Here is an 11,689-nt window from a genome sequence, read left to right as displayed (position 1 = left end):
CGTGCACCTGACCCCCGGCGACACCGAGAAGCTCCTGTTGTCCGTCGCCGGGATGGTGGCACGCGACCGGCTCGCGCGCGGCGTGCGGCTGAACCATCCCGAGACGGTCGCGCTGCTGACGACCTGGGTGATCGAGCGAGCCCGCGAAGGAGTGGGCGTGCCCGAGCTCATGGTCGCCGGCCGAGCCGTCCTCAGCCGCGACCAGGTCATGCCCGAGGTCGTCGACATGCTGTCCGACGTCCAGGTCGAGGCGACCTTCCCCGACGGGCGCAAGCTCGTCACCATCCACCAGCCGATCGCCTGAGGAGACGACAGTGGGTTCAGTGTCACGCGGCCCGGGGGCCGTCCGCGTCGCCGAGGGCACGCTCGAGATCAACGCCGACCGCTCGCCCGAGCAGCGGCTCACCCTGGTCGTCCTCAACACCGGCGACCGGCCGATCCAGATCGGCTCGCACATCCATCTGCCCGACGCGAACGCCGCGTTGGAGTTCGACCGCGAGGCCGCACGCGGATTCCGGCTCGACATCCCGGCCGGCACGTCGCGGCGCTTCGAGCCGGGTGCCTCGCGCGAGGTCGATCTCGTGACCCTGGGTGGGCGTCGCCACGTCCCCGGCATCCAGGTCCGAGCGGCGGTGCAGGACCGATGAGGCTCTCACGCACCGAGTACGCCACCCTGTTCGGCCCGACGGCCGGCGACCAGGTGCGACTCGGCGACACGGATCTGTGGATCGAGATCGAGCAGGACCTGACCTTCGGTGGCGAGGAGGCCGTCTTCGGCGGCGGCAAGTCGATCCGCGAGTCCATGGCCCAGTCGACCGTGACGAGGGCCCAGGGCGCGCTCGACACGGTGATCACGAACGCGATCGTGCTCGACCACGCGGGCATCGTCCGCGCCGACGTGGGCATCCGCGACGGGCGGATCGTGGCACTGGGCCGGGCGGGCAACCCCGACATCGCCGACGGGGTGCACCCCGATCTGGTGATCGGTCCGTCGACGGACGTCATCTCGGGCGAGGGTCGGATCCTGACGGCCGGGGCGATCGACATCCACGTGCACTTCCTCTCGCGGTCCCAGCTGCTCGAGGCCCTCTCGACCGGCATCACGACGGTCGGCGGCGGTGGCACCGGCCCGTCCGAGGGCTCGAAGGCCACGACCGTGACGCCGGGCGCGTGGCACCTGCGCACGATCCACCGGGCGCTCGACTCCCTGCCGTTGAACGTGCTGCTGATGGGCAAGGGCAACACGGTGTCGGCGGAGGCCCTGGCCGAGCAGGCGCTGGCCGGCGCCGGCAGCTACAAGGTCCACGAGGACTGGGGGGCCACGCCCGCGGCCATCGACGCCGCGCTGCGGGCCGCCGACGAGCACGGGCTGCAGGTGGCCCTGCACTCGGACTCGCTGAACGAGGCCGGCTACCTGGAGTCGACCGTCGGCGCGATCGCCGGGCGCTCGATCCACGCCTTCCACGCCGAGGGGGCGGGCGGTGGTCACGCGCCCGACATCCTGACGATCGCCTCCTTGCCGCACGTCATCCCGGGCTCGACCAACCCGACCCTGCCGCACACGGTCAACACGGTCGCGGAGCACCTCGACATGCTGATGGTCTGCCACCACCTCAACCCGCGGGTGCCCGAGGACCTGGCGTTCGCCGAGTCGCGCATCCGGGCGACCACGATCGCCGCCGAGGACCTGCTGCACGACCTCGGCGCCCTGTCGATCACGTCGTCGGACGCCCAGGCGATGGGCCGGATCGGCGAGGTCGTCACGCGCACCTGGCAGGTCGCCCACGTGATGAAGGACCGCTTCGGCTCGTGGGGCGGACCCGCGGACAACCTCCGGGCCAAGCGCTACGTCGCGAAGTACACGATCAACCCGGCCATCGCGCACGGTCTGGACGACGAGATCGGATCGGTCGAGCCGGGCAAACTGGCCGACCTCGTGCTGTGGGACCCGCGGTTCTTCGGCTTCCGTCCCGAGGTCGTGCTGAAGTCCGGCGCACTGGTGTGGGGGTCGCTGGGCGATCCGAACGCCTCCATCCCGACGCCGCAGCCCCAGCTGATGCGACCGACGCTCGTCGATCCGGCCAGCGGGGGAGCGGACCACGCGGTCACGTTCGTCTCGCCCGCGGCGATCGATGCCGGCCTGGCCGACGAGCTGGGCCTGCGCCGCCGCCTGGTCGGTCTCAAGCCGACGCGCGACGTCGGGAAGGCCGACATGATCCACAACGACGCGCTGCCCGACATCCGCGTCGACCCCGAGACCTTCGCGATCCACGTCGACGGAGAGCTGGTCCAGCCCGCGCCCGCCGAGTCCCTGCCCCTGACCCAGCTCTACTCGCTGTTCTGAGCGCCATGACCTCACCCGATCTGATGCTCATGCTGCTGGCCGACGCGCGCCTGCCCACCGCCGGGCACACGCAGTCGGCCCAGCTCGAGCCCGCCGTCGAGTCCGGGCTGACGCCCGCGCAGGTGCCCGCCTTCATGGCGCTGCGGCTCAACACCGTCACCCGGGTCGAGGCGGCCACGGCCGTCGTGGCCCTGCACCACGTGCGGGCGGGACTGCCGCTGGACGCGGTCGAGGTGGCCTGGGCCGCGCGGACGCCGAGCGCGGCGATGCGCGCGACGTCGCGGTCCATGGGTCGCGCCCTGACGCGGTTGGTCTCGCGGCTGTGGCCCGCACACGCCAGCCTCGCCTCGCTGCCGCGCGGGACCTCGCGCGCCGTGGTGCTGGGGGCCGCCGCCGATGCGGCCGGCCTCGACGCCCGGGCGCTGGCCCGACTCGTGGGCTACGACGACGTCCAGACGGTCGCGGCCGCCGCGCTCAAGCTGCTGCCGCTCGACCCGGCCGAGGTCGCCGCCTGGGTCCTGGCCGCCCTGCCCCGGGTCGACCGGCTCGCCGCCGACGTCGCCCCGCTGACCACCCCGGCCGGCATCCCGGCCGCCGGGGCACCACGGATCGAGGCATGGGCCCAGGCCCACGCCGCCACCACCAGGAGGTTGTTCAGTGCCTGAAGCACCCATGAGCCCGTCGTCCCGATCCCTGCGCGTGGGGGTCTGCGGACCCGTCGGCACGGGCAAGAGCTCACTGATCGCCCTGGTCTGCTCGCGGCTGGCCGACCTGCTGCGGATCGGCGTCATCACGAACGACATCTACACCGACGAGGACGCGCGCTTCCTGCGCTCGGCCGGCGTGCTCGATCCCGAGCGGATCCGCGCCGTCGAGACGGGTGCCTGCCCGCACACCGCGATCCGCGACGACATCACGGCGAACCTGCTGGCCGTCGAGGAGCTCGAGGAGGACTTCGCCCCCCTCGATCTCGTGCTGGTCGAGTCCGGTGGCGACAACCTGACCGCCACGTTCTCGCCGGCGCTCGTGGACACGCAGATCTTCCTGATCGACGTGGCCGGCGGTGGCGACGTCGCGCGCAAGGGCGGTCCCGGAATCACGCGCGCCGACCTGCTCGTCGTCAACAAGACCGATCTGGCCCCGTACGTCGGCGTCGACGCGAAGCAAATGGTCGCGGACGCCGGCGCCGTCCGGGAGGGACGCCCCGTGATCGCCCTGTCGCGCAGTGACGAGGAGTCGGTCGGCGCGCTGACGTCCTGGCTGCTCGAGCAGCTCGGCTCGCACCGGGCGGGGATGCTCGTCCCGGAGGACCCGGGACCGATGGCGGCCCACGTCCATGCCGACGGCACGGCGCACACCCACGACGGCGCCGATGATGACCACGTCCACGTGTGAGACGACGAGCCTGACCCGAATCGAGGTGCGCCGGCCCGCGTCCGGGGGCCGGTGCGAGGTGCTGCTGGCGTGCTCGGGATCGGCGGACCGACCGCTCGTGCGGCCGATGCTGCTGAGCTCCGACGAGGACGGTGCCCGCGTCTCCCTCGTGCCGGAGGGTGCGCTGCTGCTGGCCGGCGACGCCGTCCGGATCGAGGTGGTCGTGGGCCCGGGCGCCCACCTCGAGCTGGTCGAGCCCGCCGGAACCGTGGCCTACGCGATGGACGGCGGGTGCGCGCGCTGGGATGTCGACGTCGTGGTGGAGGCCGCGGCCGGCCTGGTGTGGGCCGGGGAGCCCTTCGTCGTCGCCGAGGGGGCCCGGGTCGCCCGCCGGACCAGGGTGCGGCTGGGCTGGGAGGCGCGGCTGGCCCTGCGGGAGGTGCTCGTGCTCGGACGCCACGGCGAGCGTCCCGGGGTGGTCGAGCAGGACCTGGTCCTGCTCGGCGCCGGTGACGTCCCGGTGCTCGTCGAGTCGCTGCAGGTCGGTCCGGACTCGAGCCCGTTGTTGCTCGGTGCGCGCGTCATGGGGACGGTCACGGTGGTGGGCGAGCGGCTGCCCGCGACGACCGAGGGCACCCGGCTCGACCTCGAGGGACGCGGCACGATGGTGCGGCACCTCGCCGACGCGGCCCATCTGGCCGTGCCGCACGAGGCATGGGCCCAGGCGCGTCAGCTCGTGCGGGCGATCTGCTCCTCGACCCGGAACTGCAGGCCGTCGGCCCTCGCGAGGTAGACGTCCTGGTCGAGCAGGTTCCCGTCCAGTCGCATGAGGCCGCGAGGGCCGTCGTAGAAGGTGCCCGACCCGAACGCTGCGATCGCGTCCATGCCCACGCCACCGCACCGTCGGCCGAGGCGGCCCAGGAACCAGATCGCCTCGTAGCAGGACTCACCGACGGCGTTGAGCGCCGGCGCCCACGGCCCGAACCGGCGGTGGTAGTCCGCGGCCAGCGCGTGACTCTCGACGGTGTCGAGTCCGTCGAAGTACGCGGCGGCGGCATAGAGGTCGCGGTGGGCGTCCACGCCACCGCCGAGCAGCGTGTTCTCCTCGACCGCCGGACTCAGCCGGGCCAACCGGTCGTCGAGTCCGCGCCGCGCGAACTGGCGATTGAAGTGCACGGCGTCCTGGCCCATCAGCAGCATGACGACACCGTCGGCCTCCGCGCCCCGGAGGGACTCGAGCACGCCGTCGAAGTCCCGGGTGCCCAACGGGACGTAGGTCTCGCTGACCACCTGCGACGCCGTGTCCCGCAGCGCCAGCCGCGCCGTCGTGCCGGTGACCCGGGGGAAGACGTAATCGTTGCCGACGACGGCCCACCGCCGCACCCCCAGCTCCTCGCGCATCCAGTGGGCCGCCGGCAGCAGTTGGTTGATCGGCCGCTCGCCCAGCATGAAGACGCCGGGGGTGTCGTCACGGCCCTCGTGCATCGCGGCGTAGGCGTAGACGACCCGGCCGCCGATGCGGCGCGTGATCGCCTGGCGCACGGCTGAGATGTGCCACCCCGCGACCGCATCGACCGCACCCGAGGTGACCAGTGCGTCCACCTCGGCGGCCACCACCTCGGGCTGCCGTCCGGCGTCGACGATCACCAGCTCGACCTCGCGCCCAGCGATCCCGTCGTGCGCGTTCAGTTGCTCCGTCGCGAGTTGGCCGCAGGCCAGGCACGACGGGCCGTAGATGCCGGTCGGACCCTGCAACGGCACCACGAAAGCGACACGCAAGCGCGGCTCGGGCACAGCGATGGCGGGGGCGACCACCTGCCCAGTCTGCGCTCCCGAGGCGGCGGTCACGAGGGGCCGACGGCAATCGTCACGCGGCCGTCACATGACTTCACGACGATGTAACCGGACGTGACACGAGGGTCGTTCCGGATGCTTTCAGACGGCAGTATCGTGAGCCGCAGGAGGGAGATCCACGATGCTGCACCACCCCACGGGCGCGACCCTGCGGCTCAAGCACGCCGAGGCGGCGCTGCGTCGCGCCGTGCACCCGGTGCTCTCCGAGCAGGCCGTCACCTTCGAGCAGTGGCAGGTGCTCGCCGCCCTGCGCGAGCAGCCCGGACTGCGGATGACCGACCTCGCCGAGCTGGCGGTCCTGCCGGCGGCCAGCCTGACCCGGCACGTCGACCACCTCGTGGAGCACGCCCTCGTGATCCGGCGCATCGACCCCGCCGACAAGCGGCGCGCGGTCGTGGCGCTCTCGGGTCTGGGCGAGCAGGTCGCCGCCCGCGTGCACGAGATCGAGACCGCGGTGGCCGACGAGCTGAACGTGCCCGCGCCGCAGCCCTGAGCGGAGGCGGCCGACCCGGGTCGTTCAGCAGGTGGTCGTGGTGGGCTTGGAGGCGAACCGGTCGGCGGTCCAGTCGAGCAGCTCGTCGACGAACGGGCTGGTCGCCCTCAACAGGTCGCCGTGACCCCGCCCGGCGTAGGTCCGGTAGTCCAGCGACTGTCCGGCGGCGCACCGGCCACGCACGTAGTCGTCCTGCAGGCGCAGCGTGACGACGCGGTCGCTCTCCCCCTGGGCGATCAGCAGGGGGGCCGTGATGGCACCGGTCGCGTCGTTCTCGCTCAACCGCCGGGCCAGCGCTCCCTCGTACAGGGAACCCGCGACGAAGCGGTCGGCCATCACGCGGGCCTGGGTCAGTGAGACCTGCGCGGCCTTGGACCGCAGGCAGCGGCTCGCGATCCGGTCGATCGGCAGTCGGGCGCTGGCCCGGACGTGGTCACCCGTGTCGACGTCGTCGTAGGTGGCGTCGTATGCCGCCAGTGCGTAGGCGACGAAGATCGTGCCCACGGGCCGGCGCTGCAGGTCGCGCAGGAAGGTCGTCGGATTGCTGACCGGCGAGACGGCCACGACGCCGGAGAGGCTGACGTCCGGTGCGTAGTCCGGCTGCGACATGGCGGTCCACAACGCCGCATGGCCACCTTGGGAGTGGCCCCAGACGACGGTGCGGCGACCCAAGTCCAGTTGGGGGATGCGCCGGGCCGCGCGCACGGCGTCCAGCACCGAGCGCGCCTCGCCCGAGCCGATCAGGTAGGGCTGGACCCCGCCGGTGCCCAGCCCGGGATAGTCGGGGGCGACGACCGCCCAGCCCCGGTCGAGCGCGGCGTGCACGGCGGCGATCCCGCCGGCGCCCACGGTGTGGCGCGCGCGCAGGCTCGGGGCGCAGCGCGACTCGAGTCCCGTCGTGCCGTGCGCCCACGCGATGACCGGGGCGCGCCCCATCAGCTGGTCGCGCGGCACCGCGACGACCGCACTGGCGATCGTGGGCTCGTCGCCCGCGCGGGTCGTGCTGTAGAGGATGCGCCAGGCGCGGGCGCCGCTGGGCACGTCGGTGGTGAACGGCTCGGCGCGCAGCAGCAGTCCGGGGGAGCGCGGTGCCTCGGCCGGCGCCGTGTAGAAGCGGCCGGGCTCCGGCACCGTGGACGTGACGACGACGGTGTAGCCGCACAGCGCGACCGCGGTGGTCAGGACGACCGTCGCCGTGACCGGACGGGGGAGGTCGGGCGCGAGGCCCGGGAACCCCACCAGCAGGAGGCGCACGCCCAGCAGCACCCCCACGATGAAGACCGAGATGTCCGGCCAGGCCAGGGCCAGCAGCCCCAGCAGGACGAGTCCGACACCCCCGGCGACGTCCCACCACGACCGGCGTCGATGGACGGCCAGCAGCCCTTCGCCGATGAGGACGACCCCCAGCGCGACCACGAGGGCGCGGACTCCCCACACGGGGCGCACGGCCAGCACGATCGCGGCCGTCACCAGCAGGACGCCGATCAGCCGGTCGCGCGCGGTCCGCGCCGTGACCAGCTCGTGGACTCCGGCCACGGCCAGCACGACCACGGTCACGATCAGCAGGGCGTCGACCGCACTGAGGGGGCGGGCGATCGCGACGACGCCCGCCAGGGCCGCCACGGCGGCCAGCGCGGAGCCACCCGGGCGGGACGATCGGTCGAGGCGCATCGGATCCACCGTAGTCCGGCGTTCACCGGTGATCGGTCAGCTCGCCCCGCGGGTCGGGCCCGCGCGGCGGGACACCGGTCAGCGTTCGCGGCGCGCCTCGTCCGGGGTTTCCATGGAGGGAGGCGGTCGATGCGGCCGGATCGTCCCGAACCCCCGAGGAGAAGCGACATGCGGGCAGTGGTGATGCATCAGCCGGGTGACGTCCGGGTGGAGGAACGGGCCGATCCGCGGATCGAGGAGGCGACCGACGCGATCATCGCGGTGACCGCGACCTGTGTGTGCGGCAGCGACCTGTGGCCGTACCGCGGGGCCGAGCCCGTCCACGACCAGGTCATGGGACACGAGTACGTCGGTGTCGTGGAGGAGGTCGGTCCGGACGTGAGCACGATCCGGGTCGGTGACTTCGTGGTCGGCTCGTTCTGGGCCTCGGACGGCACCTGCGAGATCTGCCGGTCGGGCTACGAGGCCTACTGCGTGCACCGGGTCCCGATGGGGGCGATCGGGACCCAGGCCGAGCGCGCGCGGATCCCGCTCGCGGACGGCACCCTCGTGGCCACGCCGGCGGTTCCCGAGGAGGACCTGCTGCCGTCGTTGCTGACGGCGTCCGACGTGCTGGGGACCGGCTGGTTCGCGGCCGTGGCCGCCGAGGCTGGTCCCGGCACGGTGGTCGCGGTCGTGGGCGACGGCGCCGTCGGGTTGATGGGGATCCTGGCGGCCCGCCGGCTCGGAGCCGAGCGGGTCATCGCCTGCAGCCGCCACGAGGACCGGCAGGCACTCGCGCGGGAGTTCGGTGCCACCGACATCGTGACCGAGCGCGGTGACGCGGCGGTGGCACGGATCAAGGACCTGACGGGCGGCTTGGGCGCGCACTCCACGATCGAGGCGGTGGGCACCCAGGAGGCGATGATGCAGGCCATCGGGTCGACGCGGCCCGGCGGGCACGTCGGCTTCGTGGGCGTCTCCCATGACGTCTCGATCCCCGGCGGTCCGCTCTTCATGGCCGGAGTCCACCTCCACGGCGGCCCGGCTCCGGTGCGCCGCTTCCTGCCCGAGCTGATCGACCTGATCTGGAACCGGGAGATCGATCCGGGTCGGGTCTTCGACCTGCAGGTCCCGCTCGAGGACGCCCCCGCGGGGTACCGGGCGATGGACGAGCGGCGCGCCGTCAAGGCGTTGCTCTGGCCGTGACCTGCACCCCCGGGAGCCGAGGGCGGCGACTCACTCTCCGGGCAGCAGGACGCCCAGCTGGGCGCGGACCTCGTCCATGAGTGCCATGACGCGGCGGGTCTCGTCCCAGGGCAGCAGTGGCGACTCGCGTCGTCCGTCGGCCACGCACCGCGCGAGCTCGACCGCCTCGTAGCGCAGCCCCAGGTGGGCCTCGTGCACCTCGGGCTCCCAGACCTCGAGGACCTCGCCGGCCGGGTCGGTCAGGCGGATCGCGGTCGGTTGGTAGAACGGTCCGGCCAGGTCGAGCCGGGCCCGCGTGCCCGCGATGGTCGCGACGGTCGCGGTGGTGGCGGACATGCAGGCGGTGAGTGCCGCGACCGCACCGTCGGCACCGTGCAGCGCGATGGACTCGTGCTCGTCGACACCGAGCGGGGTCAGGGTGCCCACGGCGCGGACGGCCTCGATCCGGGGCAGCAGCATGGCGGCGAGGTGCACCGGATAGACCCCGAGATCGAGCAGCGCGCCGCCGGCGAGCTCGGGGGCCGCGAGCCGCGCGGGTCCGTCCGGGTACAGCAGTTGGCCGTGATCGGCCTGGACCACGCGCACGTCGCCCAGCACGCCCTCCTCGACGGCCCGGCGCACCACGTCGTAGCCGGGCAGGAAGCGCGACCACATCGCCTCGACGCAGGTGACCCCGGCCGCCTCGGCGGCGGTCAGCACCTCGGCGGCCTCGCGAGCGTTGCGGGTGAAGGCCTTCTCGACCAGCACGTGCTTGCCGGCCGCGATGGCCAGCAGCGCGTGGTCGCGGTGCTCCGAGTGCGGCGTGGCGACGTACACCGCGTCGACCTGCGGATCGGCGACCAGATCCTCGTAGGAGCCGTGGAACCCGGCGACGCCGAAGCTCTGGGCGAACCGGCGGGCCCGGTCACGGTCGCGCGACCCGATGGCGACGACCTGCTGGCCGGTGCCCTCGAGCAGCGCCTGGGTCATGGCTGCCGCGATGTGTCCGGCACCGAGGATGCCCCAGCGCAGGACGGGGGCGTCACGGGGATCGCGGATCCGAGAAGGGGGAAGTGCCATACGCCGCATCGTAGGGCGGTGGCAGGATCAGGGCCATGGATCTGACGCTCACCGAGGACCAGCGCGGTTTCCGCGCGCTCGCCCGGGAATTCCTCGACCGCGAGGTCGTGCCCCACCGCGCCGAATGGGACCGGGTCGAGTCCGTCGACACCGCGATCATCCCCAAGCTCGGCGACATCGGCTTCATGGGCCTGACGATCCCCGAGGAGTACGGCGGCATCGGCGGCGACTACGTCACGTACGTGCTCGCGATGGAGGAGCTGGGCCGGGCCGACTCGGCGATCCGAGGCATCGTCTCGGTCTCGACGGGCCTGTTCGGCAAGTCGGTCCTGCAGTTCGGCAGCGAGGAGCAGAAGCAGCGGTGGCTGCCGGGCATCGCCTCGGGCCGGTTGCTCGGCTGCTTCGGCCTGACCGAGCCCGACAACGGCTCGGACGCGGGCAACCTGCGCACGCGGGCCGTGCGTGACGGCGACGAGTGGGTGATCGACGGCTCCAAGATCTTCATCACGAACGGCACGTGGGCCGACGTGGCGCTGGTCTTCGCCCGCACGGGCGGTCCCGGACCCAAGGGCGTGTCCGCCTTCCTGGTCCCGACGGACACACCCGGGTTCGAGGCGACCGAGGTGAAGGGCAAGCTCGGTCTGCGCGGACAGGCGACCGGGGCGCTGTCCTTCAGTGGCATGCGCGTGCCGTCCGACGCCCTGCTGGGCGAGGAGGGCCAGGGCTTCCGGATCGCCATGACCTCGCTCGACAAGGGCCGCGTGGGCATCGCCGCCAGCTGCGTGGGCATCATCCAGGGCTGCCTCGAGGCGTCGGTCGAGTACAGCACCGCCCGCGAGCAGTTCGGCCGGCCGATCGCGTCGTACCAGCTGGTCCAGGACATGATCGCCGAGATGTCGGTCGACGCCGACGCCGCGCGACTGCTGACGTGGCGTGCCGCCGACCTGATCGACCGGGGCGAGCGCTTCAGCGTCGAGGCGTCCAAGGCGAAGCTCTACGCCTCCGAGCAGGCCGTCAAGGCGGCGAACCTCGCGATCCAGGTCTTCGGCGGCTACGGGTACGTCGACGAGTACCCGGTGGCGAAGTACATGCGCGACGCGCGGGTCATGACCCTCTACGAGGGCACGAGCCAGATCCAGAAGCTGATCATCGGTCGGTCCGAGACCGGGATCAGCGCCTTCTCGTGAGCGGCGTCGTCTTCGACCTGGTCATCGCGCTGGTCATCGTCCTGGGCCTGGTCGGCGCGATCGTGCAGGTCGTCCCCGGTGGCTTCGTCGTCGGTGGGGCCGTCATCGTGTGGGGGATCGTCACGGGTGGGGCCACCGGCTGGACGGTGGCGGCCCTGGCGCTCGTGCTGACGCTCGCGGCGATGGGGCTGAAGTACCTGCTCGCCGGGCGGTACCTGCAACGGCGAGGGGTCCCGAACCGCAGCCTCGTCGTGGGTGCGGTCCTGGGCGTCGTCGGCTTCTTCGTCATCCCGGTCGTCGGCCTCTTCGTCGGATTCGCCGGCGGCACGTACCTGTCGGAACTGCAGCGCCTCGGCGACGAGCCGGCGGCGCGCCGAGCCACGGGCCACGCGCTGCGCGCCACCGGCATCGCGATCCTCGTCGAGCTGACCGGTGCCCTGCTGACCGCGGGCGCCTGGCTGGTGGCGGTGCTGGTCGTCCGCGTCTGAACCGGGGTGCGGCCCTCGGTGCGCCCTACGC

The 11,689-nt window shown here is 72.9% G+C and carries 13 protein-coding genes; 10 read left to right on the top strand and 3 right to left on the bottom strand.

Translation table 11 applies throughout. The features are described from left to right. The first annotated feature begins 1 nt into the window (after position 1). Genes H9L21_RS10800 through H9L21_RS10775 form a run of 6 tightly spaced genes read left to right on the top strand, consistent with a single transcriptional unit; the run spans position 2 to position 4,511 of the window. Positions 2-304 (top strand): urease subunit gamma, encoded by a 303-nt coding sequence (locus H9L21_RS10800; RefSeq protein ID WP_187411452.1) that lies wholly within the window; start codon positions 2-4, stop codon positions 302-304. Between the two features lie 19 nt (positions 305-323). After that, complete coding sequence (ureB, locus tag H9L21_RS10795) at positions 324-647, top strand: urease subunit beta (RefSeq protein ID WP_222865766.1); 324 nt, start codon at positions 324-326, stop codon at positions 645-647. After that, a complete protein-coding gene (locus tag H9L21_RS10790; RefSeq protein ID WP_154596894.1) occupies positions 644-2,344 on the top strand; it encodes an urease subunit alpha in 1,701 nt (566 codons plus the stop codon). The genes ureB and H9L21_RS10790 overlap by 4 nt, the downstream gene beginning before the upstream one ends. Positions 2,345-2,349: 5 nt before the next feature. Beyond that, on the top strand, positions 2,350-3,009 hold the full coding sequence (locus tag H9L21_RS10785; RefSeq protein ID WP_154596895.1) for an urease accessory UreF family protein: 660 nt from the start codon (positions 2,350-2,352) through the stop codon (positions 3,007-3,009). Between the two features lie 7 nt (positions 3,010-3,016). Beyond that, positions 3,017-3,739, top strand: coding sequence for an urease accessory protein UreG (gene ureG, locus H9L21_RS10780; RefSeq protein WP_154596896.1), 723 nt, complete (start codon positions 3,017-3,019; stop codon positions 3,737-3,739). Beyond that, the gene (locus tag H9L21_RS10775; protein ID WP_187411450.1) at positions 3,717-4,511 is read left to right on the top strand and encodes an urease accessory protein UreD; all 795 of its coding nucleotides are present in this window, start codon (positions 3,717-3,719) and stop codon (positions 4,509-4,511) included. The genes ureG and H9L21_RS10775 overlap by 23 nt, the downstream gene beginning before the upstream one ends. On the opposite strand, the gene H9L21_RS10770 is transcribed toward H9L21_RS10775, so the two are convergent. Next, positions 4,448-5,533, bottom strand: coding sequence for a substrate-binding domain-containing protein (locus tag H9L21_RS10770; RefSeq protein WP_255467036.1), 1,086 nt, complete (start codon positions 5,531-5,533; stop codon positions 4,448-4,450). The genes H9L21_RS10775 and H9L21_RS10770 overlap by 64 nt on opposite strands. Before the next feature lie 160 nt (positions 5,534-5,693). On the opposite strand from H9L21_RS10770, the gene H9L21_RS10765 reads away from it, so the two are divergent. Next, complete coding sequence (locus H9L21_RS10765) at positions 5,694-6,065, top strand: MarR family winged helix-turn-helix transcriptional regulator (RefSeq protein ID WP_154596898.1); 372 nt, start codon at positions 5,694-5,696, stop codon at positions 6,063-6,065. A 24-nt stretch (positions 6,066-6,089) separates the two neighbouring features. On the opposite strand, the gene H9L21_RS10760 is transcribed toward H9L21_RS10765, so the two are convergent. Continuing rightward, positions 6,090-7,736, bottom strand: coding sequence for an alpha/beta fold hydrolase (locus H9L21_RS10760; protein WP_154596899.1), 1,647 nt, complete (start codon positions 7,734-7,736; stop codon positions 6,090-6,092). Positions 7,737-7,904: 168 nt separating this feature from the next. Between H9L21_RS10760 and H9L21_RS10755 the strand changes: the two genes are divergently transcribed. Next, positions 7,905-8,924, top strand: a complete 1,020-nt coding sequence (locus H9L21_RS10755) for a zinc-binding dehydrogenase (protein ID WP_154596900.1) — start codon at positions 7,905-7,907, stop codon at positions 8,922-8,924. Between the two features lie 30 nt (positions 8,925-8,954). Here the strand turns inward: H9L21_RS10755 and H9L21_RS10750 are convergent, their stop codons facing one another. Beyond that, the gene (locus tag H9L21_RS10750) at positions 8,955-9,983 is read right to left on the bottom strand and encodes a Gfo/Idh/MocA family protein (RefSeq protein WP_154596901.1); all 1,029 of its coding nucleotides are present in this window, start codon (positions 9,981-9,983) and stop codon (positions 8,955-8,957) included. Between the two features lie 35 nt (positions 9,984-10,018). On the opposite strand from H9L21_RS10750, the gene H9L21_RS10745 reads away from it, so the two are divergent. Together H9L21_RS10745 and H9L21_RS10740 are read left to right on the top strand one after the other, a co-directional pair. Continuing rightward, a complete protein-coding gene (locus H9L21_RS10745; RefSeq protein WP_154596902.1) occupies positions 10,019-11,170 on the top strand; it encodes an acyl-CoA dehydrogenase family protein in 1,152 nt (383 codons plus the stop codon). Next, positions 11,167-11,658, top strand: coding sequence for a DUF456 domain-containing protein (locus tag H9L21_RS10740; RefSeq protein ID WP_187411449.1), 492 nt, complete (start codon positions 11,167-11,169; stop codon positions 11,656-11,658). Before H9L21_RS10745 ends, H9L21_RS10740 begins: the two co-directional genes overlap by 4 nt. Positions 11,659-11,689: the final 31 nt, after the last annotated feature.

Origin of the sequence: Aeromicrobium senzhongii (assembly GCF_014334735.1) — a bacterium.
GTDB classification, from domain to species: domain Bacteria; phylum Actinomycetota; class Actinomycetes; order Propionibacteriales; family Nocardioidaceae; genus Aeromicrobium; species Aeromicrobium senzhongii.
Note: the sequence above shows the minus strand (reverse complement) of the source record. Positions and strands in the feature narration are given on the sequence as shown.